The sequence below is a fragment of the Limimaricola sp. G21655-S1 genome (assembly GCF_027213785.1).
GTDB lineage: Bacteria > Pseudomonadota > Alphaproteobacteria > Rhodobacterales > Rhodobacteraceae > Limimaricola.
The window spans coordinates 299871-323382 of sequence record NZ_JAPWGO010000002.1 but is presented as its reverse complement, the minus strand read 5'-3'; the positions used below and the strand labels follow the sequence as shown (position 1 = coordinate 323382).

Here is a 23512-nt window from a genome sequence, read left to right as displayed (position 1 = left end):
GCGCAATTCGACCGCGCAGCGCCGCCGCCGCGGCTCCCTCACGATGGCGTGAGCGCATGCGCGCGCAGCCGCCGCGCCGCCCCATTGACCGAAAGCTCGAACCCCTTCATATGCGGGCCATGACCGAGCTTTCGCACATCCGCAACTTCTCCATCGTGGCTCATATCGACCACGGTAAATCGACGCTTGCCGACCGGCTGATCCAGTCGACCGGGACGGTGCAAGACCGCGAGATGAAGGCCCAGCTGCTCGACAGCATGGACATCGAGCGCGAGCGCGGCATCACCATCAAGGCGCAGACCGTCCGCATCGACTACAAGGCGCTGAACGGCGAGACCTACGTGCTGAACCTGATCGACACGCCCGGCCATGTCGATTTCGCCTACGAGGTCTCCCGCTCGATGCGCGCGGTCGAGGGCTCCCTCTTGGTCGTCGATTCGACCCAAGGGGTCGAGGCGCAGACGCTGGCCAACGTCTACCACGCGCTCGACGCGGATCACGAGATCGTCCCGGTCCTGAACAAGATCGACCTGCCGGCCTCCGAGCCGGACCGGATCAAGGAGCAGATCGAGGACGTGATCGGCATCGACGCCTCCGAGGCGATGCTGGTCTCGGCCAAGACCGGCGAGGGCATCCGCGAGACGCTCGAGGCGATCGTCCACCGCCTGCCCGCGCCGAAGGGCGACCGCGACGCGCCGCTGAAGGCGATGCTGGTCGATTCGTGGTACGACCTCTATCTCGGCGTCGTGGTCCTCGTGCGGATCATGGACGGCGTGCTCAGGAAGAACGACCGCATCAAGTTCATGCAGAACGGCACGGTGCACCAGGTCGACCGGATCGGCGTGTTCAAGCCCGGCATGCTTCCCGTCGACGAGCTGGGGCCGGGCGAGATCGGCTTTCTCACCGCCTCGATCAAGCAGGTGCGCGACACCAAGGTCGGCGACACCATCACCCACGAGAAGAAGGGCGCGGACAAGCCGCTGCCGGGCTTCGCGCCCTCGGTGCCGGTGGTGTTCTGCGGGCTGTTCCCCGTGGATTCGGCCGAGTTCGAGGATTTGCGCAACGCGATCGAGAAGCTGGCGCTGAACGACGCCTCCTTCTCCTACGAGATGGAGACCTCGGCGGCGCTCGGCTTCGGCTTCCGCTGCGGCTTTCTCGGGCTCTTGCACCTCGAGGTGATCCGCGACCGGATCGACCGCGAATACGACATCGACCTGATCACCACCGCGCCCTCGGTGGTCTACCACGTGCACATGCGCGACGGCACGATGCACGAGCTGCACAACCCCGCCGACATGCCCGACCTCACCCATGTCGACCATATCGAGGAGCCGCGGATCAAGGCGACGATCATGGTCCCCGACGACTATCTGGGCGACGTGCTCAAGCTGTGCCAGGACCGGCGCGGCATCCAGATCGAGCTGACCTATGCCGGCTCGCGCCCGCTGGTGGTCTACGACCTGCCGCTTAACGAGGTGGTGTTCGATTTCTACGACCGGCTGAAATCGGTGACCAAGGGCTATGCCAGCTTCGACTACCAGATCACCGGCTATCGGCAGGACAATCTCGTGAAGATGTCGATCCTCGTCAACGACGAGCCGGTCGACGCGCTGTCGATGATGGTGCACCGCGACCGGGCCGAGATGCGCGGCCGGGCGATGGTGGAAAAGCTCAAGGAGCTGATCCCCCGCCACATGTTCAAGATCCCGATTCAGGCCGCGATCGGCGGCAAGGTCATCGCCCGCGAGACCCTGTCGGCGATGCGCAAGGACGTGACTGCCAAATGCTATGGCGGCGACGCGACCCGCAAGCGCAAGCTTCTGGACAAGCAGAAGGCGGGCAAGAAGAAGATGCGCCAGTTCGGCAAGGTGGACATCCCGCAGGAGGCGTTCATCTCTGCGTTGAAGATGGATAGCTAATTGGAGATTGTTGCGTGATCTGTACGAAGAAGACAGATCGCAGAAAGTGACGTGTGCGCTGTATCAATCGACGCGTTGTCCAAGTGGCAGCCCTATTCTTGGCGACAGTCCGACCGCTGCGACCATAGCAAGCTCTGCCAAGAATTAATGGGATAGATAGGCTGACGAATGGCAGGTTGCGTCTTTCGGGCCTTCATTTCTGTTCTTGCGGTTGCCTACCAACCAAACAAGAGACGTCGCTGCTTTTTTTGTCGAAGTGCTGATCCATTTTCAAACCAGAAAACGGATCTCGATTGCCTTTCGAGGGCGAATCAGGTACCGTTTAGGTTGTGTAGCTGTTATCTTTTTTGGAGCGTAGTTATGCCAAAGATCATCCTTAAATCAGGTAATTCAAATTTCGAGCTCGAGATAGGCACTGAAAAAATGGAGCCGGGGGCGCACTTCAGCTTTCATGCGGGTAAGAACGATTACAAAGAAGTTAAGGCGTCATTTGAGGGAAATCCTGGTTGGCAAATAGTGAGTGCAACGCCTATGCAGGAGAGTCAGTGGGGATCTACTGGCTACAGTACCCAGCTCAGCGGTGTTAACGCTCATGTTGAGGAAATCGAAAAAATTACCAAGGAACTTTCGTCATCTGCTGAGAATGTTGATAAAAATAAATCAGAAAAGATCAACTTTCTGATTAAGCAGGTTCTCGATTACTATATGAAATATCAATCTGCTAACTCACGCTTCGAGGTGAAGGCGTGGGGTCAATCACACGAAATAAAGGTGCTCGGTGTCGTTGTCGACACGAAGACGGCGTCTCTTAGGATGCACTTTAATTTCAAGTTGGTGAAGCTCATCGCACCCCACGAATTTAGTGCAATGAAAACATTCATCGAGAATGCTGCAAATTCTCAAGAGCCCCTTGATCTGCAATTTGCTTAGTCGCTGGCTCCGGCTGGGGCGAGTATGACTGGTACTTGCCCCAGAGTTCTTTGTGAATTCGTTGGCTGAAGCAGCCGACGGACTCCCCTACCTCCCGCGTATCACCTCCGACCCACACCGGAGGCTCCCATGCGCTACGTTCCCCATCTCGTCCTGATTGCCCTTGGCGGGCTGTCGCTGTCGACACTGTTGACCTCGCCGGTGCTCTGGTAGCCTCAGCCGTCAAGGAAGCCGCGCACCGCCGCCTCGACCTCGCGCGGCTTCTCGGCGTGCAGCCAGTGGCCGGCGCCGTCGATCACCTCGAAGCGGGCATCGCCGAACAGCGTGTGGATCGCGCCGTGATGCGTCTCCTCGACATAGGCGCTGTTCTCGCCCGACAGGAACAGCGCCGGGCCGTCGAAGCGGCCCTCGACCTGCGGGAAGCCGAGGATCGTCTCCATGTCGCGCTCCAACACGTCGAGGTTCAGCTTCCAGCGCTTTTCCTGAAGATCGAGCGATTGCAGGAAGAACGCCGCCGTCGCGGCCTCCAGATCGCCCATCATCTCGGTCGCGTCGGATCGGCTGGCGATGGCCTCCAGATCGACCTGCTTCATCTTGCGGATGTTGTCGATCTGGTCGTGGCCATAGGCGACCGGCGCGATGTCGGCGACGACGAGGCGGCGCACGAGGTCGGGGCGGGTCAGCGCCAGCACCATCGACGCCTTGCCGCCCATGGAGTGGCCCAGCACGTCGGCGGGGCCGTGTTTCTCCAGCACCTCGGCCAGATCCTCGGCCATGCCGAAATAGTCGTGGCGCTCGGTCCAGTGGCTGTCGCCGTGGTTGCGCATGTCCACGGCGATGACCTGTCGGTCCTCGCCCAGGCGACGCGCGATCACGCCCCAGTTGCGGGCCGAGCCGAACAGGCCGTGGACGATCAGAAGGGGCGGGCGGTCGGAGGGCTCTCCGGTGAGGATGGTGTTCAGCATGGGGCATGTTGTAGCGCCGCAAGCGCCGGACGCCAGTCCCGGCGATGCCGATACGGACCATTGAGTGCCGGGCGCGGGGGCGCTAACACAAGACATGGACCGCACCATGATAACCGTCTGGACGCGCGAGATTTCCCGGCTTCTGTCCGACAGGGCGGGGGTCGAGGGCCGCAACCTTGGCGACCGGCTCGACCGCGCCGCGCCGGCCTTGCCTCCCGAGATCCTGTCGCGCGCCCGCTTCCTCGCCGCCGCCGAGGCGGTGGCCAAGCTGCCCGGCCGCGCCGAGGCGATCGACATGGAGCGGGTGGAGACGGCCTATGTCACCGTGCAGAGCTGGCTGATGGCCGAGGAGCCGGACGAACTGCGACAGGCGCTGCGCCGGGCGGTCTGGATCAAGCGGGCGCGCACCGTCGCCACGATCCTCATCGCCGCGCTGATCGCGGGCGTGTTGTGGCGCGAGGTCCTCTGACCCCGCGCCGACCGTCTCAGAGCTCGGGGTAGAGCGGGAACCGCTTGCACAGCTCCTCGACCTCGCCGCGCACCTTCGCCTCGACCTCGGCATTGCCTTCGGGTCCGTTCGCCGCGAGCCCCTCGGTCACCTCGACGATCCAGTCGGCGATCTGCCGGAACTCGGCCTCGCCGAAGCCGCGCGTCGTGCCGGCGGGCGAGCCGAGGCGGATGCCGGAGGTCACGGCGGGCTTCTCGGGGTCGAAGGGGATGCCGTTCTTGTTGCAGGTGATGTGGGCGCGGCCCAGCGCGTCCTCGGTGGCGTTGCCCTTCACGCCCTTGGGGCGCAGGTCGACGAGCATCAGATGGCTGTCGGTGCCGCCCGTGACGATGTCGAGCCCGCCCTTCATCAGCTGATCCGCGAGCGCCTGGGCGTTCTTCACCACCTGCTGCTGGTAGGTCTTGAACTCTGGGCGCAGCGCCTCGCCGAAGGCCACGGCCTTGCCGGCGATGACATGCATCAGCGGCCCGCCCTGGATGCCCGGGAAGATCGCCGAATTGACCTTCTTGGCGATGGCCTCGTCATTGGTGAGGATCATGCCGCCACGCGGGCCGCGCAGGGTCTTGTGCGTCGTGGTGGTGGCCACATGCGCATGCGGGAAGGGCGAGGGGTAGATGCCCGCAGCCACCAGCCCCGCGAAATGCGCCATGTCGACGAGAAGATAGGCGCCGACGCTGTCGGCGATCTCGCGCATCCGCGGGAAGTCGATGATCCGCGGGATCGCCGAGCCGCCGGCGATGATCATCTTCGGCTGGTGCTCGGTGGCGAGCGCTTGGATCTGGTCGTAGTCGATCTGCTGGTCCTGCTGGCGCACACCGTACTGGACCGCGTTGAACCACTTGCCCGACTGGTTCGGCTTGGCGCCATGGGTCAGGTGGCCGCCCGCGTCGAGGCTCATGCCGAGAATGGTGTCGCCGGGCTGCAGAAGCGCCTGGAACACGCCCTGGTTCGCCTGGGAGCCGGAGTTGGGCTGCACGTTGGCGAATTCGCAGGAGAAGAGCTGGCGAGCACGGTCGATGGCGAGGTTCTCGGCCACGTCGGCGAACTGGCAGCCACCGTAATAGCGGCGCCCCGGGTAGCCTTCGGCGTATTTGTTGGTGAGCACCGAGCCCTGCGCTTCGAGCACGGCGGCCGAGACGATGTTCTCGCTCGCGATCAGCTCGATCTCGTGGCGCTGGCGGCCGAGTTCGTCGGTGATCGCCTTGGCGATCTCGGGGTCGCGGGTGGCGAGCTTCTCGGTGAAGAAGCCGTCGTCGCGGGTGGATGCGTTCATCTCGGACACCTCGTGCGGGGTTGCGTCGCGGCTCTCTTAACCCAGCGACAAGAGGGCCAAAAGCCCCGAAACCGTCGCAGCATGGGCGCTTCGCGGCGAAATCGCCCGCCGCTTGCCTTTCGGGAAGCGCTGGCCGACAAACTAGGCGCAGCATCCGGGGGGAAAGAGATTTGGGCACCGACCGCATCGCCTTTCTGGCCAGCGAGGCCAGCATCGCGCAGGAAACGCGGGCACGGCTCGCGGAACGATACGGCGACAGCCCGCTGGACGAGGCGGATGTCGTGGTGGCGCTGGGCGGCGACGGCTTCATGCTGCAGACGCTGCACGCGACCGAGGGGCTCGACCTGCCGGTTTACGGGATGAATCGCGGTACCGTGGGCTTCCTGATGAACGCCTTCTCCGAGGACGACCTGCCGGACCGGCTCGCCGCCGCCGAGGAGGCGATCATCAACCCGCTGGCCATGACCGCCGAGACATCCTCGGGCGAGATGCATCGGGGCCTTGGGATCAACGAGGTGAGTTTGCTGCGGGCAGGGCCGCAGGCGGCCAAGCTGAAGGTGATCGTCGACGGGCGGGTGCGGCTTGAGGAGCTGGTCTGCGACGGGGCGCTGGTCGCCACGCCCGCGGGCTCGACCGCCTATAACTACTCCGCCTATGGCCCGATCCTGCCGATCGGGGCCGACGTGCTGGCGCTCACCGCTATCGCGCCGTTCCGGCCCCGGCGCTGGCGCGGCGCGCTGCTGCCCACCGCCGCCACCGTGCGCTTCGAGGTGCTGGAGGCCGACAAGCGGCCGGTGATGGCCGATGCCGACAGCCGGTTGGTGCGCGACGTGATCGCGGTCGAGATCCGCTCGGAGCCGCGGGTGCGGCACCGCATCCTGTTCGACCCCGGCCACGGGCTGGAGGAACGGCTGATCCGCGAGCAGTTCGCCTGAGCGGCGCTCAGCTCACTGCCTCTCTCGGCACGCCGTAGCCCAGCGGCGCGATCGCCGCGCGCAACTCGTCGAGGATCGCGGGGTCGTCGATGGTGGCGGGCATCGCGAAATCCTCGCCATCTGCGAGCTTCGCCATGGTCGAGCGCAGGATCTTGCCCGAACGGGTCTTGGGCAGCCGCTCCACCACCACGGCAAGCCGGAACGCCGCGACCGGGCCGATGCGTTCGCGCACCAGATCGACCGCCTCGCGCAGGATCTCCTCGGGTGGCCGGGCGCAGGTGCGGTTGAGGCAGAGGAACCCCATCGGCAGCTGCCCCTTGAGAGGATCGGCGACGCCGATCACCGCGCATTCGGCGACGTCGGGATGATCGGCCAGAACCTCCTCCATGCCGCCCGTCGAGAGGCGGTGCCCGGCCACGTTGATCACGTCGTCGGTCCGGGCGAGGATCGACACATAGCCGTCCTCGTCGATCATCCCGGCATCGCCGGTGGCATAGAAGCCGGGATAGGCGGAGAGGTAGCTGCGCCGGAACCGCTCCTCGTCGCCCCAGATGCCGATCAGCGTACCCGGCGGCAGCGGCAGCCGGATCGCCACCGCGCCCAAGGCGCCGCGCGGCTTCTCCTGTCCCGTCTCGTCGAGGATGCGGATGTCGTAGCCCGGCATCGGCACGGTCGAGGAGCCGTCCTTGACCGGCAGCGGCTCGATCCCCACCGGGTTCCCGGTGATGGTGTAGCCGGTCTCGGTCTGCCACCAGTGATCGTAGACCGGGACATTCGTGATCTCGCGCGCCCAGGCCACCGTGTCCGGATCGGCCCGCTCGCCCGCGAGGTAGATCGCCCGAAGCCCCGAGAGGTCGTGATCCCGTGCCATCCGCCCCTCGGGATCCTCGCGCTTGATCGCGCGCAGCGCCGTGGGGGCGGTAAAGAAGGTGCGGACATTGTTGCGGGCGATCACGCGCCAGAAGGCGCCCGCATCGGGCGTGCCCACCGGCTTGCCCTCGTAGATCAGGGTGGTGTTGCCGTGGATCAGCGGGCCGTAGCAGATATAGCTGTGGCCCACGACCCAGCCGACGTCGGAGGCGGCCCAGAACACCTCGCCGGGGTTGGTGGCGTAGACGTTCTTCATGGTCCAGTGCAGCGCCACCAGATGCCCGCCGGTGGGGCGCACCACGCCCTTGGGCTTTCCCGTCGTGCCGGAGGTGTAGAGGATATAGGCGGGGTGGTTGGCCTCGACCGGCACGCAGTCGGCGGGCTCGGCCTCCTCCTGGAAATCATGCCATTCGATGTCGCGGCCGTGCTCGATCCCGGCCATCGCCTGCGGGCGTTGCAGGATCACGCAGAATTCCGGCTTGTGCTCGGCCTCGATCAGCGCCGCGTCCAGAAGCGGCTTGTAGGCAACGACGCGGTGCGGCTCGATCCCGCAGGAGCCGGCGAGGATCGCCTTCGGCTTGCAGTCGTCGATGCGCACGGCGAGTTCGCGGGCGGCAAAGCCGCCGAAGACGACGCAGTGGATCGCGCCGATCCGGGCGCAGGCCAGCATCGCCTCCAGCGCCTCGGGGATCATCGGCATGTAGATGACGACGCGGTCGCCCTTGGTCACGCCGCGCGCCTTTAGTGCGCCCGCCAGCCGCGCGACCCGGCCCAGAAGCTCGCCATAGGTGATCTCGGTGCGGCTTTCGGTGACCGGGCTGTCATGGATGATCGCCACGTCATGCGTCCGTCCCTCGGCCACGTGCCGGTCGAGCGCGTTGTGGCAGCCATTGACCATGCCATCGGGATACCAGAGCGGGACCGGATCGGCCTCCTCCGACAGGGCCCGGCTCGGGAAACGGTGCCAGTCGATGGCGCGCGCCGCACCCATCCAGAACCCCTCGGGGTCCGAGCGCCAGCTCTCATAGACGTCCGCATATGTCATATCCGTCCTCCCTCCGGACGGAATCCTACGCCCGGGCAAGGCTTTGGGGCAAGCGTCACGCGCGCCCCGACACCGCCCCTTTCGGCAGGGGCGGCGGTGTTCGCCTTTTTGGAGAATGAAGCACGGGGGAGGTCGCGCCTCCCCCGAGGATCTCAGCCGTAATGCGCGACCGGCGTGCCGGCGATGGCCGACATGTTGAGCAGCCCGCGCGCGGTGATCGAGGGCGTCACAATATGGGCCCGGTTGCCCATGCCCATCAGCAGCGGGCCGACCTCGAGGCCCGCGCCCTTCATCTTGAGGATGTTGCGCACGCCCGAGGCCGCGTCGGTGTTGGCGAAGACGAGGCAGTTCGCGGCTCCGGAAAGGCGCGCACCGGGGAAGGTCCTCTCGCGCAGCTCGGGATCGAGCGCGGCATCGACATGCATCTCGCCCTCATAGGCGAAATCGCGCGGCTCGGCGTCGAGGATCTCCAGCGCGGCGCGCATCCGGCGGCCCGAAGAGATGTCGAGATTGCCGAATTGCGAATGCGAGCACAGCGCGATCTTCGGCGCGATGCCGAAGCGGCGGATGTGCCGCGCGCAGCCCTCCACCGTCTCGGCGATCTGCGCGGGGCTGGGCTCGGCGTGGACCTGGGTGTCGGCCACGAAGAGCGGCCCGTCCTCGAGGATCATCAGGGACAGGGCGCCGACCGGGCGCAACTCCTTGGTGCCAAGCACCTGCTCGATGTAGTTGAGGTGCCACAGATACTGCCCGAAGGTGCCGCAGATCAGGCTGTCGGCCTCCTCGCGATGCACCATCACCGCGCCGATCGCGGTGGTGTTGGTGCGCATGATCGCCTTGGCGAGATCGGGGGTCACGCCCTTGCGCGCCATGATCTCGTGATAGGTGCCCCAGTAGTCGCGGTAGCGCGGGTCGTTCTCGGGGTTCACGATCTCGAAGTCGATGCCGGGGCGGATCGTCAGCCCGGCGCGCTCGCAGCGGGTTTCGATCACGTCGGGACGACCGATCAGGATCGGCGTGTCCGTGGTCTCCTCGATGATCGCATGCGCGGCGCGCAGCACCCGCTCGTCCTCGCCCTCGGCGAAGACGATCTTGCGGGTGGCCGAGCGTGCGGCGTCGAAGACCGGCCGCATCAGCAGCGCCGACTTGAACACCGAGCTGTCGAGCCGCTGCTTGTAGGCGTCCATGTCGTCGATCGGCCGCGCCGCGACGCCGGTTTCCATCGCGGCCTTGGCGACGGCGGAGGCGACCACGCCCATCAGCCGCGGATCGAAGGGCTTGGGGATCAGGTAGTCGGGCCCGAAGCTGAGCTGTTCGCCGCTATAGGCGGCGGCGGCCTCGGCCGAGGTGGTGGCGCGGGCCAGCGCCGCGATGCCTTCGATGCAGGCGATCTTCATCTCGTCGTTGATCGTCGTCGCGCCCACGTCGAGCGCGCCGCGGAAGATGAAGGGGAAGCACAGAACGTTGTTGACCTGGTTCGGCCGGTCCGAGCGCCCGGTGGCGATGATCGCGTCCGGTTTCACCTCGCGCGCCAGCTCCGGCATGATCTCGGGCGTCGGATTGGCGAGCGCGAAGATGATCGGCCGGTCGGACATGCGCGCCACCATCTCGGGCGCCAGCAGGTTCGGACCCGAAAGGCCGAGGAACAGGTCGGCGCCATCGATCACGTCACCGAGCCCGCGCGGCCCGCCGGGCTGCGCGAAGGTCGCCTTCTGCGGCGTCATCGCCTCGTCCTCGCGTCCCTCATGGACGAGGCCGTTGATGTCGCAAAGCCAGATGTTCTCGCGCTTCACCCCGAGCTTGACCAGCATGTCGAGGCAGGCGATGCCCGCCGCGCCGCCGCCGGTCGAGACGACCTTGATCTCGCCGAAGCTCTTCTTCGCCACGCGCAACGCGTTGGTGGCCGCGGCCCCCACCACGATGGCCGTGCCATGCTGGTCGTCGTGGAAGACCGGGATGTTCATCCGTTCGCGGCAGATCTTCTCGACGATGAAGCAATCCGGCGCCTTGATGTCCTCCAGATTGATTGCGCCAAAGGTCGGCTCCAGCGCGCAGACGATCTCGGCCAGCTTCTCGGGATCGCTCTGCTCCAGCTCGATGTCGAAGCAGTCGATATTGGCGAATTTCTTGAAGAGCACCGCCTTGCCCTCCATCACCGGCTTCGAGGCCAGCGCGCCGATATTGCCAAGCCCCAGCACCGCGGTGCCGTTGGTGACGACGGCGACGAGATTGCCGCGCGAGGTGTAGTCGCGCGCCGTGTCGGGGTCGGACTTGATCTCGAGGCAGGCCTCTGCGACGCCGGGGGAATAGGCGCGGGACAGGTCCCGGCCGTTGGCCAGCGGTTTCGTGGCGCGGATCTCCAGCTTGCCGGGCTTGGGCAGCCGATGGTAGTCGAGCGCCGCCTGCCGCAGGCTGTCGGAGCCCGCGCGGGCGTTGTCGTCTGTGCTATCGGCCATCGCGTCGTTTCTCCCCCTGATCGGAATGGTTCAGCATTAAACCTTTCCCAAGGGGGCGCGAAAGTCCTATCGCTCCGCGATCTGCTCCTGAAGCACGCTTATCCGCTCATCGGCCTGCCGCTCGGTCAGGGAGGCGTCGTATTCCTCGCCGGTCCTGTCGCACAATTCGCGCAGCAGCACCGCCTGCCTGTCGTTCATCGGCGCGTCGGGGTCCTCCGCCGTGCGGGCTTCGGTCTCGGGCAGAACGGCCTTGGTCGGTTCGATCATCTCGGTCCCTCCTGTCATCGGAGGAAACCCGGAGCCGGGGAGAGGGGTTCCGCGAGGACGGACTTGCATCACGGCAGGGGGAGGGACAGTGTTTTCGGCAAACCCGTGAGGAGGCCCACCCATGACGCTGGTCGATGACGCGCGCCGCGTGCGCGAGAACGCCTATGCCCCCTATTCCAACTTCAAGGTCGGCGCCGCGATCCGCGCCACCTCGGGCGCCGTCCATCTCGGCGTCAATGTCGAGAATGTCGCCTATCCGGAGGGCACCTGCGCCGAGGCCGGGGCGATCGCCGCGATGATCGCCGCCGGCGACAGCGAGATCGCCGAGGTGGCGGTGATCGCCGATAGCCCGGTGCCGGTCTCGCCCTGCGGCGGCTGCCGCCAGAAGCTCGCCGAGTTCGGTCGCGGCGACGTGAAGGTCACGCTGGCCACGACCGACGGCACCACCAGCGAGACGACGCTCGGGGCGCTGCTGCCCGGCGCTTTCGACCAGCAACAGATGGAACGCGCCTGATGGAGGCCAGCCGCCTGATCGCCACGCTGCGCCGGGGCGAGACGCTGCCGCCCGAAGCCATTGCCGGTTTCACCCGCGGCCTCGCCGACGGCACCGTCTCCGACGCGCAGGCCGGGGCCTTCGCCATGGCCGTCTGCCTGCGGGGTCTGGGCGAGGCTGGCCGCGTCGCGCTGACCACCGGGATGCGCGACAGCGGCGACCGGCTGCGCTGGGACCTGCCGGGCCCGGTGCTCGACAAGCATTCCACCGGCGGTGTCGGCGACCCGGTCTCGCTGCTGCTGGCCCCCGCGCTCGCGGCCTGCGGCGTCTACGTGCCGATGATCTCGGGGCGCGGTCTGGGCCACACCGGCGGCACGCTCGACAAGCTTGAGGCGGTGCCGGGGCTGTCGACCCAGGTCGACGAGGCACGGCTGCGCACGATCACCCGCGACGTCGGCTGTGCCATCGTCGGCGCCACGGGCCGCATCGCCCCCGCCGACAAGCGGCTCTACGCGATCCGTGACGTGACCGGCACGGTGGACAGCATCGATCTGATCACCGCCTCGATCCTGTCGAAGAAGCTCGCGGCCGGGCTCGAAGGCCTCGTGCTCGACGTCAAGGTCGGCTCCGGCGCCTTCATGAAGTCCGAGGCCGAGGCCCGTGCGCTGGCCGAGGCGCTGGTGACGACGGCGAACGGCGCGGGCTGCCCGACGGCGGCCTTCCTGACCGACATGGACGAGCCGCTCGCCCCCGCCTTGGGCAACGCCACCGAGATGGCTGTGATCATGGAGGTGCTGTCGGGCGACCGGCTCGCGGCGCCGCGGCTGCACGATCTCACCGTGGCGCTGGGCGGACGGCTCATGGCGCTTGCCGGCGGCGCCGAGGGCGAGGGCGAGGAGAAGATCGCCCATGCCATTGCCTCGGGCCGGGCGCTGGAACGGTTCGCCGCGATGATCCACGCGCTGGGCGGGCCGCCCGACATGGCCGAAGACTGGCGCACGCATCTGCCGAAAGCCCCCGTGATCCGCGACGTGACCGCCCCCGAGGCCGGGCATCTCGCCGCCATCGACGGCGAGGCGCTGGGCCACGCCGTCGTGGGCTTGGGCGGCGGGCGGAAGGTCGAATCCGACCGGATCGACCCGGCGGTGGGGTTGTCCGACATGGCCCGGCTGGGCACGAAGCTCGGCCCCGGCGATCTTCTGGCACGGGTTCATGCGGCGAGCGACGAGGCCGCCGACCGCGCCGAGGCGGCGCTGCGCGCGGCCATCGCGATCGGCGATGCGCCGCAGATCAACGACCTCGTCCGAGGGAGGGTGGACCCATGACGCGCGTATTTCTTCTGGTGATGGACAGCGCCGGGATCGGCGGCGCGCCGGATGCCGACGCCTTCTTCAACGGCGACACCCCCGACACCGGCTCCAACACCATCGGCCACATCGCCGAGGCCTGCGCCGCCGGTCGCGCCGAGGAGGGCCGGTCCGGCCCGCTAAAGCTGCCGACGCTCGACGCGATGGGGCTGGGCCGCGCCATCGCGCTGGCCTCGGGCCTCGATGCGCCCGGCCTCGGGGCGCAGCTCTCGGGAGCCTGGGGCGCGGCGACCGAGGTCTCGAACGGCAAGGACACGCCCTCGGGGCACTGGGAACTGGCGGGCGTGCCGGTGCCGTGGGACTGGCACTACTTCCCCAAGGAGGTCCCGGCCTTTCCGACCGAGGTGACGCGGGCGCTGATGCAGGCGGCGGGCACCGACGGAATCCTCGGCAACCGCCATGCCTCAGGCACCGCGGTGATCGAGGAGGAGGGACCCGAGCACATGCGAACCGGCTGGCCGATCTGCTACACCTCGGTCGACAGCGTGCTGCAGATCGCCGCCCATGAGGAGCGCTTCGGCCTCGAACGGCTGTTGAACATGTGCCGCGACGTGGCGCCGCTGCTGCATGACATGAAGGTCGGCCGGGTGATCGCGCGGCCCTTCTTGGGCGACGAGGCGACGGGCTTCACCCGTACCCCGAACCGCCGGGATTTCGCCATCGCCGCGCCGGGGCGGACGCTGCTCGACAGCGCCCATGCGGCGGGCCGCGACGTGCATGCGGTGGGCAAGATCGGCGACATCTTCTCGATGCGCGGCGTCACCGACCTGCGCAAGGGCCCGGACGAGAAGCTGATGCACCATCTGTCCGATCTCGTGGACGAGGCGGCCGAAGGCGCGCTAGTCTTCGCCAATTTCGTGGAGTTCGACACCAATTTCGGCCATCGCCGAGACGTGGCGGGCTATGCGCGCCATCTCGAATGGTTCGACGCCGAGCTAGGAAAGATCCTGCCGCGGCTGCGCGACGGCGATCTCGTGATCGTCACCGCCGATCACGGCAACGATCCCACCTTCACCGGCACCGACCACACGCGTGAGCGGGTACCGGTGCTGTGCCACGGTCTCGGCGCGCGCGAACTCGGCCTGATGGGTTTCACCGATGTCGGCGCGCTCGCCGCCCGGCATCTCGATATTCCCGCACCCGACCCGGAGGCCGCGCCATGAGCTACCGCTCCTTGCCGAAGGCCGAGTTGCACCTGCATCTCGAGGGCGCGGCCCCGCCCGCTTTCATCAAGGGGCTGGCGCGCGAAAAGCATATCGACATCGACCGCATCTTCGACGGGAACGGCGGTTACGTCCGTGGCGATTTCGACTGGTTCCTCAAGGCCTATGACGCCGCCTGCACGGTGCTGCAGCGCCCCGAGGACTTCCGCCGGCTGATGCTGGCGGTGCTGGAGCAGAGCGCCGAGCAGGGGGTGGTCTATACCGAGTTCTTCCTCTCGCCCGATTTCTGTGGCGGCGGCGATCTCGCGGCGTGGCGCGACTATCTCGACGCGATGGTGGATGCCGCCGACGAGGCCGAGCGCCGCATGGGCATCACCTCGCGCGGGATCGTCACCTGCCTGCGCCATCTGGGCCCCGAGGCGGCGAAGCCGATCGCGCGCTGCGCCGCCGAGACCAAGGGGCGCTTCGTCACCGGCTTCGGCATGGCCGGGGCCGAGATGATGCACCGGCCCGGCGATTTCGCATGGGCCTTCGACGCCGCACGCGAGGCCGGGCTCGGTCTCACCGCCCATGCCGGCGAATGGGGCGGGCCGGACATGGTGCGCGAGACCGTCGACCTGCTGGGCTGCGAACGCATCGGCCATGGCATCAACGCCGTGACCGACCATGCGCTCTGCGACCACCTAATCGAGCGGGGCGTCACGCTCGAGGTCTGCCCGGTCTCGAACCTTGTTCTCGGCGCGGTGCCGGACTGGAAGTCCCACCCGATCGAGGATCTGCGCGACCGCGGGCTTCGGGTCACCGTCTCGACCGATGATCCGCCCTGGTTCGGGACCACCATGACCCATGAATACGAGATGCTGGAGCGGCATTTCGGCTGGGAGGAGGAGCGGCTGCGCGTCGCCAACAGGGTAGCCGCCGAGGCGGCCTTCTGCGATGAGACGACGCGAGCGGAGATCCTGAAGAAACTGGAGGCGGCATGAGCCACACCGACCAACATTTGACCGTCGTCACGCATCCGCTGGTGCAGCACAAGCTGACCTTGATGCGCAAATCCGACACCTCGACCGCGAGCTTCCGGCAGCTTTTGCGCGAGATCAGCCTGCTTTTGGCCTATGAGGTCACGCGCGACCTGCCGATGACCTCGACCCGGATCGACACGCCGATGCAGCCGATGGACGCGCCGGTGATCGAGGGCAAGAAGCTGGCGCTGATCTCGATCCTGCGGGCCGGCAACGGGCTGCTCGACGGCATCCTCGAACTGATCCCCTCGGCCCGCGTCGGCTTCGTCGGTCTCTACCGCGATCCCGAGACGCTGCAGCCGGTCGAGTATTATTTCAAGGTGCCGAGCCATCTTGGCGAGCGGCTGACCATCGCGGTGGACCCGATGCTCGCCACCGGCAACTCCTCGGTTGCGGCGATCGACATGCTCAAGAAGGCCGGGGCGAAGGACATCATCTTCCTGTGCCTGCTGGCGGCGCCCGAGGGCGTGGCGCGGATGAAGGAGGCCCATCCCGACGTGCCGATCGTGACCGCGTCGCTCGACGAGAAGCTGAACGATCACGGCTACATCGTGCCCGGACTGGGGGATGCGGGTGACAGGATGTTCGGAACGAAGTAGCGCAATCTTTACAGGTTGACGGGGCTGCGCCATGGTTTCGGAAAACACTCCGGGGGCAGGGGCAACATGATCAGGACATTTCTCGCCGCATCGGTGGCGGCCTTGGCCGTGGCCGGACCAGCCATGGCGCAAGAGGGAATTCCGGCCGAGTTCCCGCCCGAAAGCTACGCCGCCAACCAGTATGTCGACAGCGAGGGCTGTGCCTTCATCCGTGCCGGGATCGGCGGCATGACCAACTGGATCCCGCGCATGAGCCGCAGCCGCGAGCCGCTTTGCGGGTTCGAGCCGAGCCTTGCCGCGGCCGCGCCAGCCGTGGCCGAATCCCGGCCCGCCGCCACAGCCGCACCGGCGCGGTCGGCCGAGGCCAGCCCGTCATCGCGCCGCGCCAGCGCCGCGCCCGTTTCGCCCCGCGTGGTGACGCCGCAGCCGACGGTGGCGCGCGACACGCCGCCGGTGCTGACCCGGGCCGCCTTCTGCGCCGGGCGTAGCGGGCCGCAGCCGGGATATGTCAGCAGCCGCACCGGCGAGACCATCATCTGTGGCGAGGACCGCGATGCCCGTCCGGGCGCGCCGCTGCGCGGCACCGTGACGCTCGCCGCCGTCTGCGCCGACATGGCCGCGACGGGCCGCCGCTATGTGCTAAAGCACAGCGGCGAGCCGGTGAGCTGCAGCCCGCATGACGCGACCGCTCCGGCGCCGGGCAGCCGGCTGGCTGCGGCGATGCCGGCGCTTCCGGCTGGTCCAACCGGGACGCAGGCCTGCGATTCCCGCTCCGAATCGGGGCGCGCCGTCACCGGTGCCTCGACGCTGCCGCGCCGCTGCGGTCCGCAGGCGCAGTCGCCCTCGGGCCTCGGCAATGCTGCCCGCCTGGCCCCGCGCGGCACCGGCGTCATGGCGTTCCTCGATCCGGCAGGCGACCTGCGCCGCGCCGCCGCGGCGGTGCCGATGCCCGACCCGGTGTCGCCGCCGCGCGGCTATCGCAGTGCCTGGGATGATGGCCGGCTGAACCCGAACCGCGGCGTGCGCATCGTCGAGCAGGCCGGGGCGGGACAGGTCCGGGCCCCCGTGACCGCCGCGCCCGTGGCGTTGCCGACCGCTCCGGTGAGCCGTGTCTCGACCCGCTCGGCCCCGGTGGCCCCGGCTGTCGCCGCGCAGGGTCGTTTCGTGCAGATCGGGGCCTTTGCCCAGAGCGCCAATGCCGATCGCGCCGCGGCGCGCCTTCGGGCGATGGGGCTGCCGGTGGCGCATGGGCGGGTCACCAAGGGCGGCACCGAGATGCGCATCGTCGCGACGGGTCCCTTCGCCGACGCGGCCACGCTGGGCCGCGTGCTGGGCACGGTGCGAAAGGCGGGCTACGCCGACGCCTTCGCACGCAGATAGGCAGAGGGGCGGGCCGGGGCTCAGTTCCGGCAGATGCCCTGCAGGCTGACCCAGTCGCCATCCGACAGGACCGGACCGGCCGTGGCAGCGGGTTCGGCGGCAACCAGCACGGCCGAGACGGCGCCGTCGGGGTCGCTGGCCCGGGCCCAGGGGCCGATCGGCACGCCGGCGGCCGCGAACTGGTCGAGCAGCACCGCGTCATCCGCGCGCGGCGCCGGGGAGTTCACGAGGTGGCGTGCCTGCTGCTGCAGCTTCTCGGTCGGGATGTCGCCGGTGGTCAGCAGCCGCAGCACCGTGCCGAAACCCGCTTCGCGCAGCAGGTCGTCGAGCGGGTCGGATTCCTTGCGACTCGCGGCCGTGGCCAGCACGTGACCGGCCACCACCGCCGGGTCCTCGGTCGCCTCGAGGATCTCCTGCGGCAGCACGATGATGCCACCGGGCAGGTAGAGCGGCCCGGCAAGCCCCTCTGGCACCACCACGATCTGGCCGCCACCGCGCCCGAGCAGCCGGTCGCGCATCCGGCCCAGCGCCTCGCTGCCCAAGGGGTCCCGACAGGTCGGGCCGGTGATCTCCTGCACCATCCCCAGAAGCGTCGCGCCGAACTCGGAGCGCTTGCCCGGCGGCACGACGCTCAAAGTCTGCTGCATCAGCGCGCCGGGTAGCCAGAACACGGCAAGACCGAGCGCCAGCGCCGTGCCGCCCCAGATCGCGCCCTGCCGGAGCCGCCCCGGCCGCGGCTGCCGCGCGGCCACGGCGCGGCGCACCTTCTCCAGCGCGCCGATCATCGTGTCGTCGTCGATCTCCAGCGTTTCGCTGGCCTCCTCGTCGGGGGCATAGATCGCGGGGCGCTGGTTGGGATTGAGCCGGTGCAGCGCCGGCAGCGACCAATGCGTCACCGGCAGGCCGCTGTCGTCGCACAGCACGAGGGTCGCCTCGCCGAAGGATATGGTCACGGAACGCGGTTCGGCGCCCGGCTCGGGATGCCAGGTGCCGATCGTCTCGAGCCGAGCGAATTCCTTCAGTGCGGTCATCGTTCCTTTCGCGGCCCAAACGTCCCGGCCTGCCGTTTCGGCCAACATAGCCCTGCGATGTAGGGAGGAACAGGGGCGACGCATCGAAGCCTGCGCCGGATCGGCGGCATCCGCATCGCATTCGCCGTCCGATGCGGGACGGGGATCCGCGGCGCCCGGGGGCGGGCGCCGCGGATCGTCGTCGTCAGGCGGCGTCGGCGGCCTGACCGTCGCCGTAGCGGTCGTAGAACGCGGCACCCGAGCCTGCCATTTCCCGCAGGAGCTTGGGGCAGGCGAAGCGCTGACCATGCTTTTCGGTCAGCGCGTCGCAGCGCTCGGTGGCGAAGCCCGCGCCGATCATGTCGAGCCAGGAGAACGGCCCGCCCGACCACGGCGCGAAGCCCCAGCCGAGGATCGCCGCCACGTCGCCTTCGCGGATGTCGGTCAGCACACCGTCCTCGAAGGCGCGCACCGCCTCGAGCACCTGCGCGAAGAGCAGCCGCTGCTGCACCTCCACGAGGTCGGGCTGCTCGTCCGAAACCGCATAGCGCTCCGACAGACCGTCCCAGAGGCCGGTGCGCTGGCCCTTCTCGTCATAGGCGTAGAAGCCCGACTTCGACTTGCGTCCCATCCGGCCCTGATCGGCCATCCAGAACAGCACTTCGTCCACCGCCTCGTCCGGATAGGCGTCGCCCATCGCGGCCTTGGTGGCCTTGGCGATCTTCACGCCGAGATCGATCGAGGTCTCGTCGACGAGCTGCAGCGGCCCCAGCGGCATGCCGACGAGACGCGCCGCGTTCTCGATCAGCGCCGGCTCCACCCCCTCGGCAACCATGCGGATGCCTTCGTTGATGTAGGGGATGATGCAGCGGTTGGCGTAGAAGAAGCGCGCGTCGTTGACGACGATCGGCGTCTTGCGGATCTGCCGCGCGAAGTCGAGCGCCTTGGCCACGGCGACGTCGCCGGTCTCGCGGCCCTTGATGATCTCCACGAGCATCATCTTGTCGACGGGCGAGAAGAAATGGATGCCGATGAACTGATCGGGACGCCCGGACGCCTTGGCCAGTTCGGTGATCGGCAGCGTCGAGGTGTTGGTGGCGAAGATGCAGTCCTCGCCGATCACGGCCTCGACCTTCTTGGTCATCTCGGCCTTCACGCCGACATCCTCGAACACCGCCTCGACGATCAGGTCGCAGTCCGACAGCGCCTCGATCTCGGTGGTGGCGTTGATCCGGCCCAGCACCTCCTCCTTCTTCTCGGGCGTGACCTTCTTGCGGCTGATGCCCTTGTCGAGCAGCCCTTCGGAATAGGACTTGCCTTTGTCGGCGGCGGCTTGCTCGCGGTCGATCAGCACCACCTCGATCCCGGCATTGGCCGAGACATAGGCGATGCCCGCGCCCATCATGCCGGCGCCGAGAATGCCGACCTTCTTCACGCTCTGATCGGGGGCCTCGGGCCGGTTCGCGCCCTTTTCCAGCGCTTCCTTGTTGAGGAAGAGCGAGCGGATCATCGCGGTGGAGGAGGGATCCATCAGCACCTTGGTGAACCAGCGCGCCTCGATCTTGAGCGCGGTGTCGAAGGGCACCAGCGCACCCTCATAGACCGCCGAGAGAAGCGCCTTGGCGGCCGGGTACACGCCCTGGGTCTTGCCATGCACCATCGCGGAGGCGCCGACGAAGGTCATGAAGCCCGCCGGGTGGTAGGGCGCGCCGCCGGGCATCTTGTAGCCCTTGGCGTCCCACGGCTTCACCAGGTCCGCGTCCTTGGCCTGCAGCACCCAGGCCTTGGCCGCGGCGAGCGGGTCCTCGACCACCTCGTCGATCACGCCCAGCGCCTTGGCCTTCCTGGGGTCGTTCATCTTGCCTTCGAGCAGCAGCGGGCTCGCCCCCATAGCGCCGAGCTTGCGCACGAGGCGGGTGGTGCCGCCGGCACCGGGGAAGATGCCGACCATGATCTCGGGCAGGCCGATCTTGGCCTTGGGGTTGTCGGCCACGAAGATCCGGTGACAGGCCAGCGGAATCTCCAGCCCGATACCCAGCGCGGTGCCGGGCAGGGCGGCGGCGATCGGTTTGCCACCCTTGTTGGTCTTGGGGTCGAGGCCCGCGCGCTCGATCTTGCGCAGCACGCCATGCATGCGCATCACGCCATCGAACACGGCCCGGGCGGGGTCGTCTCCGCCGGCCTTCTTCATCCCGGCGATGACGCCGAGATCCATGCCGCCGGCGAAGTCCTTCTTGGCGGAGGTGATGACGATGCCCTTCACGGCCTCATCGGCCAGCGCCTCGTCGACCAGCGCATCGAGTTCCTCGAAGCCCTGCATCGACATGACGTTCATGGAGCGGCCGGGCACGTCCCAAGTAATGACGGCAACGCCATCGGCGTCGCGCATGAGTGTGAAATCGGTCATGACGACCTCCTGTTCGCAAACTGTATGGGGAAGGGACGGCGCGGATGCGGCGTCAGGGGGCGTCGCTCGGCGGCGCACCGAATTCGATCATCTCGATCACCGGACGCGGCGTGTCCAACCGACAATAGTAGATCACGTCGAGATCGACCCGCTCGCCGCTTTCGTTCCGGAAGCTGCGCTCGATCCAGACCCGGAACTTTCTGGCCCGCGGCAGCTCCAGCGTATGGATGCGGACATATTCCTCCTGCATGGCGCGGGTGCCGAGGTCGCGTTGCCAGCCCTGCAGCCATTCCCGGTAGATATCGCGGTTGGCCAGCACCGTGAGACCTTCCGGCCCCTGTACACCCAGCGGGTAGTCGCAGTCGTCGAGCATCTCCTCGATCCGCCCTTCGCGGAACAGCCGGATATGGTTCTCGATGAATTGCGACATGACGCGGGACATGCCAATCGACCTCGCAGATTGCAGGATGGATTTCCCACTGGAAACTAAGGCGCGAGGAGCCCTTGTCCACGTGTGGAAGGCGTCCCGGCGGGGCGCCTGAGGAGCGGGCGAGCATGGCTCAGACCCGCTCGATGATGGTGGCGGCGCCCATGCCGGAGGCGACGCAGAGCGTGGCGAGGCCGGTGCCCTTGCCGGTCCGCTCCAGCTCGTCGAGCAGGATGCCAAGGATGATCGCCCCGGTGGCACCCAGCGGGTGACCCATGGCAATGGCGCCGCCATTGGGGTTGAGCGTCGCGGGGTCGATGTCGAAGGCCTGCATGAAGCGCAGCGGGATCGCCGAGAAGGCCTCGTTCACCTCGAACAGGTCGATGTCCGAGATCGCCATGCCGTTATCGGCGAGGATCTTCTCGGTCACCGGCACCGGGCCGGTGAGCATGATCGTCGGATCGGTGCCGATCTTCGCGGTGGCGCGGATCCGGGCGCGCGGCTTGAGACCATGCGCGCGGCCGAACTCGGCATCGCCGATCAGCAGGCCGGCGGCGCCGTCGACGATGCCCGACGAGTTGCCCGCGTGGTGCACGTGGTTGATCCGCTCCAGATGCGGGTACTTCATCAGCGCGACCTTGTCGAAGCCGGGCATCACCTCGCCCATCGCCTTGAACGACGGCTCCAGCGCGCCGAGCGCCTGCATGTCGGTCTGCGGCCGCATGTATTCGTCGCGGTCGAGGATGGTCAGGCCGTTGATGTCCTTGACCGGCACGATGGAGCGGTCGAAGCGGCGGTCGTCCCAGGCCGCCTTGGCGCGGCGTTGGCTCTCGACGGCGAAGGCGTCGACCTCGTCGCGCGAGAAGCCGTATTCGGTGGCGATGATGTCGGCCGAGATGCCCTGCGGCACGAAATAGGTCTTCATCGCGACCGAGGGATCGACCGCGATGGCGGCGCCGTCCGAGCCCATCGGCACGCGGCTCATCGCCTCGACGCCGCCGGCGATATAGGCGCGGCCGGCACCGGCGCGGACCTGGTTGGCGGCGAGGTTCACGGCCTCCATGCCGCTGGCGCAGAAGCGGTTGATCGACAGGCCCGGGATGCGCTCGTCGAGCGAGGAGGCGAGCACGGCGGAGCGGGCGAGGCAGCCGCCCTGTTCGCCGACCTGCGTGGCATTGCCCCAGATCACGTCCTCGACGGCGTGGCCCTCGAGGCCGTTGCGCTGGGCCAGCGCGTCGAGCACGCCGGCCGAGAGCCTGAGGCTCGAAACCTCGTGCAGCGAGCCGTCCTTTCGGCCCTTGCCGCGCGGGGTGCGGATCGCGTCGTAGATGAAGGCTTCGGTCATGTCGTCGCTCCTTCCCGGTCGGCGGGCGATCCGGGCATCAGTTCGTAGGGGTGTTTCCAGCCCGGCAGCGCCGCGATGCGGTCGAGCCAGCGGTCGATATGGGGATGCGCGGCGCGGTCGAAGCCGAAAGGCTCGGTGTAGAAAAGATAGCCGCAGCAGGAGAAGTCGGCATTGGTCGGGCCGTCGCCCACCAGCCAGTCGCGGGCCTCGAGCGCCCGGTCGAGAGTCGCATAGGTCGGGGCGAGGCGGCCCTGCAGCCACTTGATCACCTGCTCTGGCCGCTTTTCGGGCGGCAGGAAGTTCATCAGGAACCGCAGGCTGCCCGCCTGACCCGAAAGCTTGTGGTTGTCCCACAGCACCCAGCGCAGCACTTCGCGGCGTTCCTCGGGCGTGTGGCCGCCGAACTTGCCGGTGCGTTCGCTGACCCAGTCCTGGATCGCGCCGGACTGGCTCAGCCGCAGTCCGTCATCGGTTTCGAGCACCGGCACCTCGCCCATCTCGTTGAGCGCGCGGAACGCGTCGGAGCGGGCGGCGCCGGCGAAGAAGTCGACCTTCACCGGTTCCCAGTCGAGCCCGGCAAGCGTCATCGGCAACGCCGCCTTGTAGGCGTTGCCGCTCTCGCCGAAGCAATGAAGTCGGATCATTTCTCCTCCTCGGGTCGTGTCACCCGGCCGCGGCCGGGCCTTTGCGTACTTGAAGAAAGATGAAGCAGGCGCGGCATTTAACGCATCATCAACGCTTTGCCGTCAGCTTCGCATCTGCGGTACAGGCTGGCGAGCCGATGACCGTGGAAGATGAAGCCCGCGGGGTCGAGCGTCCGAACGCGACGCGCCGCGCCGCGGGTGGATCGCCGGCCCCTTCATCTTTCTAAAAATACGCAGCTCCTCCATCTGCGATCCTGCGCAGGCGCTACCTCTTGCGCGCCTCCAGCTCCGCGTTGAACAGCCTGAGCCGGTGCCCGAAGGTATCGGCGTCGATCACGCTGTCGAAATTCTCGAACAGGAAGGACAGCGCCTCGCCTTCGTCGAGCCCGGCCTCCCGGGCGAAGCGCCTGAGGCGGCGATAGCCGTCCTCGCTCATCGCCACGGGAAATCGACGGGTCAGTTTCAGGCGCTTGGGCATCTCGTCCTC

22 protein-coding genes are annotated in these 23512 nt (G+C 67.7%); 11 read left to right on the top strand and 11 right to left on the bottom strand.

The window, feature by feature from the left end:
* The first annotated feature begins 119 nt into the window (after window positions 1–119).
* Together lepA and O4G76_RS03985 are read left to right on the top strand one after the other, a co-directional pair.
* On the top strand, window positions 120–1919 hold the full coding sequence (gene lepA, locus O4G76_RS03990; protein WP_269396097.1) for a translation elongation factor 4: 1800 nt from the start codon (window positions 120–122) through the stop codon (window positions 1917–1919).
* A gap of 360 nt (window positions 1920–2279) precedes the next feature.
* Window positions 2280–2849, top strand: a complete 570-nt coding sequence (locus tag O4G76_RS03985; RefSeq protein ID WP_269396096.1) for a hypothetical protein — start codon at window positions 2280–2282, stop codon at window positions 2847–2849.
* Window positions 2850–3064: 215 nt separating this feature from the next.
* Here the strand turns inward: O4G76_RS03985 and O4G76_RS03980 are convergent, their stop codons facing one another.
* Complete coding sequence (locus O4G76_RS03980) at window positions 3065–3814, bottom strand: alpha/beta fold hydrolase (RefSeq protein ID WP_269396095.1); 750 nt, start codon at window positions 3812–3814, stop codon at window positions 3065–3067.
* Window positions 3815–3920: 106 nt separating this feature from the next.
* On the opposite strand from O4G76_RS03980, the gene O4G76_RS03975 reads away from it, so the two are divergent.
* Window positions 3921–4283, top strand: coding sequence for a hypothetical protein (locus O4G76_RS03975; RefSeq protein ID WP_133056293.1), 363 nt, complete (start codon window positions 3921–3923; stop codon window positions 4281–4283).
* A 16-nt stretch (window positions 4284–4299) separates the two neighbouring features.
* Here O4G76_RS03975 and glyA read toward each other — a convergent pair whose 3' ends face one another.
* Window positions 4300–5595, bottom strand: coding sequence for a serine hydroxymethyltransferase (gene glyA, locus O4G76_RS03970; protein WP_269396094.1), 1296 nt, complete (start codon window positions 5593–5595; stop codon window positions 4300–4302).
* 170 nt (window positions 5596–5765) lie between these two features.
* On the opposite strand from glyA, the gene O4G76_RS03965 reads away from it, so the two are divergent.
* A complete protein-coding gene (locus tag O4G76_RS03965; protein WP_085895609.1) occupies window positions 5766–6530 on the top strand; it encodes an NAD kinase in 765 nt (254 codons plus the stop codon).
* Between the two features lie 7 nt (window positions 6531–6537).
* On the opposite strand, the gene O4G76_RS03960 is transcribed toward O4G76_RS03965, so the two are convergent.
* The 3 genes from O4G76_RS03960 to O4G76_RS03950 form a co-directional block, all read right to left on the bottom strand.
* Window positions 6538–8445 (bottom strand): AMP-binding protein, encoded by a 1908-nt coding sequence (locus tag O4G76_RS03960; RefSeq protein WP_269396093.1) that lies wholly within the window; start codon window positions 8443–8445, stop codon window positions 6538–6540.
* A 152-nt stretch (window positions 8446–8597) separates the two neighbouring features.
* Window positions 8598–10901, bottom strand: coding sequence for an NADP-dependent malic enzyme (locus O4G76_RS03955; protein WP_269396092.1), 2304 nt, complete (start codon window positions 10899–10901; stop codon window positions 8598–8600).
* A 66-nt stretch (window positions 10902–10967) separates the two neighbouring features.
* The gene (locus O4G76_RS03950; RefSeq protein WP_269396091.1) at window positions 10968–11168 is read right to left on the bottom strand and encodes a DUF3072 domain-containing protein; all 201 of its coding nucleotides are present in this window, start codon (window positions 11166–11168) and stop codon (window positions 10968–10970) included.
* Between the two features lie 121 nt (window positions 11169–11289).
* Between O4G76_RS03950 and O4G76_RS03945 the strand changes: the two genes are divergently transcribed.
* The 6 genes from O4G76_RS03945 (at window position 11290) to O4G76_RS03920 (ending at window position 17192) form a co-directional block, all read left to right on the top strand.
* On the top strand, window positions 11290–11682 hold the full coding sequence (locus tag O4G76_RS03945; RefSeq protein WP_269396090.1) for a cytidine deaminase: 393 nt from the start codon (window positions 11290–11292) through the stop codon (window positions 11680–11682).
* The gene (locus O4G76_RS03940; RefSeq protein ID WP_269396089.1) at window positions 11682–12986 is read left to right on the top strand and encodes a thymidine phosphorylase; all 1305 of its coding nucleotides are present in this window, start codon (window positions 11682–11684) and stop codon (window positions 12984–12986) included. The genes O4G76_RS03945 and O4G76_RS03940 overlap by 1 nt, the downstream gene beginning before the upstream one ends.
* The gene (locus O4G76_RS03935; RefSeq protein WP_269396088.1) at window positions 12983–14191 is read left to right on the top strand and encodes a phosphopentomutase; all 1209 of its coding nucleotides are present in this window, start codon (window positions 12983–12985) and stop codon (window positions 14189–14191) included. The genes O4G76_RS03940 and O4G76_RS03935 overlap by 4 nt, the downstream gene beginning before the upstream one ends.
* On the top strand, window positions 14188–15174 hold the full coding sequence (locus O4G76_RS03930; RefSeq protein WP_269396087.1) for an adenosine deaminase: 987 nt from the start codon (window positions 14188–14190) through the stop codon (window positions 15172–15174). Before O4G76_RS03935 ends, O4G76_RS03930 begins: the two co-directional genes overlap by 4 nt.
* Complete coding sequence (upp, locus tag O4G76_RS03925) at window positions 15171–15812, top strand: uracil phosphoribosyltransferase (protein ID WP_269396086.1); 642 nt, start codon at window positions 15171–15173, stop codon at window positions 15810–15812. Before O4G76_RS03930 ends, upp begins: the two co-directional genes overlap by 4 nt.
* 66 nt (window positions 15813–15878) lie before the next feature.
* Window positions 15879–17192: an SPOR domain-containing protein gene (locus O4G76_RS03920; RefSeq protein WP_269396085.1), complete on the top strand. Its 1314-nt coding sequence runs from the start codon at window positions 15879–15881 to the stop codon at window positions 17190–17192.
* 20 nt (window positions 17193–17212) lie between these two features.
* Here O4G76_RS03920 and O4G76_RS03915 read toward each other — a convergent pair whose 3' ends face one another.
* The 5 genes from O4G76_RS03915 to O4G76_RS03895 all read right to left on the bottom strand — a co-directional run bounded on the left by O4G76_RS03915 (window position 17213) and on the right by O4G76_RS03895 (window position 23025).
* Window positions 17213–18223: a hypothetical protein gene (locus tag O4G76_RS03915; RefSeq protein ID WP_269396084.1), complete on the bottom strand. Its 1011-nt coding sequence runs from the start codon at window positions 18221–18223 to the stop codon at window positions 17213–17215.
* 184 nt (window positions 18224–18407) lie between these two features.
* Window positions 18408–20609, bottom strand: a complete 2202-nt coding sequence (locus O4G76_RS03910; protein ID WP_269396083.1) for a 3-hydroxyacyl-CoA dehydrogenase NAD-binding domain-containing protein — start codon at window positions 20607–20609, stop codon at window positions 18408–18410.
* Between the two features lie 52 nt (window positions 20610–20661).
* Window positions 20662–21039: a hypothetical protein gene (locus O4G76_RS03905; RefSeq protein WP_269396082.1), complete on the bottom strand. Its 378-nt coding sequence runs from the start codon at window positions 21037–21039 to the stop codon at window positions 20662–20664.
* Between the two features lie 130 nt (window positions 21040–21169).
* Entirely contained in the window at window positions 21170–22381 is a 1212-nt protein-coding gene (locus O4G76_RS03900; RefSeq protein ID WP_269396081.1) for an acetyl-CoA C-acetyltransferase, read from the bottom strand.
* Window positions 22378–23025 carry a glutathione S-transferase family protein gene (locus O4G76_RS03895; protein ID WP_269396080.1) on the bottom strand — a complete coding sequence of 216 codons (648 nt, stop codon included), beginning with the start codon at window positions 23023–23025 and terminating at the stop codon, window positions 22378–22380. The genes O4G76_RS03900 and O4G76_RS03895 overlap by 4 nt, the downstream gene beginning before the upstream one ends.
* Before the next feature lie 59 nt (window positions 23026–23084).
* On the opposite strand from O4G76_RS03895, the gene O4G76_RS03890 reads away from it, so the two are divergent.
* Window positions 23085–23252, top strand: a complete 168-nt coding sequence (locus O4G76_RS03890; RefSeq protein WP_269396079.1) for a hypothetical protein — start codon at window positions 23085–23087, stop codon at window positions 23250–23252.
* A gap of 38 nt (window positions 23253–23290) precedes the next feature.
* On the opposite strand, the gene O4G76_RS03885 is transcribed toward O4G76_RS03890, so the two are convergent.
* Complete coding sequence (locus O4G76_RS03885) at window positions 23291–23503, bottom strand: hypothetical protein (RefSeq protein ID WP_269396078.1); 213 nt, start codon at window positions 23501–23503, stop codon at window positions 23291–23293.
* Window positions 23504–23512 lie beyond the last annotated feature (9 nt).

Bases quoted from the DNA above. Each gene is read 5' to 3' on its own strand.
- O4G76_RS03935 (WP_269396088.1), top strand. From the start codon at position 12,983: ATGACGCGCGTATTTCTTCTGGTGATGGACAGCGCCGGGATCGGCGGC.
- O4G76_RS03950 (WP_269396091.1), bottom strand. From the start codon at position 11,168: ATGATCGAACCGACCAAGGCCGTTCTGCCCGAGACCGAAGCCCGCACG.
- O4G76_RS03910 (WP_269396083.1), bottom strand. From the start codon at position 20,609: ATGACCGATTTCACACTCATGCGCGACGCCGATGGCGTTGCCGTCATT.
- O4G76_RS03985 (WP_269396096.1), top strand. From the start codon at position 2,280: ATGCCAAAGATCATCCTTAAATCAGGTAATTCAAATTTCGAGCTCGAG.
- O4G76_RS03945 (WP_269396090.1), top strand. From the start codon at position 11,290: ATGACGCTGGTCGATGACGCGCGCCGCGTGCGCGAGAACGCCTATGCC.
- O4G76_RS03960 (WP_269396093.1), bottom strand. From the start codon at position 8,445: ATGACATATGCGGACGTCTATGAGAGCTGGCGCTCGGACCCCGAGGGG.
- O4G76_RS03940 (WP_269396089.1), top strand. From the start codon at position 11,682: ATGGAGGCCAGCCGCCTGATCGCCACGCTGCGCCGGGGCGAGACGCTG.
- O4G76_RS03975 (WP_133056293.1), top strand. From the start codon at position 3,921: ATGATAACCGTCTGGACGCGCGAGATTTCCCGGCTTCTGTCCGACAGG.
- O4G76_RS03920 (WP_269396085.1), top strand. From the start codon at position 15,879: ATGATCAGGACATTTCTCGCCGCATCGGTGGCGGCCTTGGCCGTGGCC.
- O4G76_RS03900 (WP_269396081.1), bottom strand. From the start codon at position 22,381: ATGACCGAAGCCTTCATCTACGACGCGATCCGCACCCCGCGCGGCAAG.
- O4G76_RS03885 (WP_269396078.1), bottom strand. From the start codon at position 23,503: ATGCCCAAGCGCCTGAAACTGACCCGTCGATTTCCCGTGGCGATGAGC.
- O4G76_RS03915 (WP_269396084.1), bottom strand. From the start codon at position 18,223: ATGACCGCACTGAAGGAATTCGCTCGGCTCGAGACGATCGGCACCTGG.
- O4G76_RS03930 (WP_269396087.1), top strand. From the start codon at position 14,188: ATGAGCTACCGCTCCTTGCCGAAGGCCGAGTTGCACCTGCATCTCGAG.
- upp (WP_269396086.1), top strand. From the start codon at position 15,171: ATGAGCCACACCGACCAACATTTGACCGTCGTCACGCATCCGCTGGTG.
- glyA (WP_269396094.1), bottom strand. From the start codon at position 5,595: ATGAACGCATCCACCCGCGACGACGGCTTCTTCACCGAGAAGCTCGCC.
- O4G76_RS03895 (WP_269396080.1), bottom strand. From the start codon at position 23,025: ATGATCCGACTTCATTGCTTCGGCGAGAGCGGCAACGCCTACAAGGCG.
- O4G76_RS03890 (WP_269396079.1), top strand. From the start codon at position 23,085: ATGAAGCAGGCGCGGCATTTAACGCATCATCAACGCTTTGCCGTCAGC.
- O4G76_RS03905 (WP_269396082.1), bottom strand. From the start codon at position 21,039: ATGTCGCAATTCATCGAGAACCATATCCGGCTGTTCCGCGAAGGGCGG.
- O4G76_RS03980 (WP_269396095.1), bottom strand. From the start codon at position 3,814: ATGCTGAACACCATCCTCACCGGAGAGCCCTCCGACCGCCCGCCCCTT.
- O4G76_RS03955 (WP_269396092.1), bottom strand. From the start codon at position 10,901: ATGGCCGATAGCACAGACGACAACGCCCGCGCGGGCTCCGACAGCCTG.
- lepA (WP_269396097.1), top strand. From the start codon at position 120: ATGACCGAGCTTTCGCACATCCGCAACTTCTCCATCGTGGCTCATATC.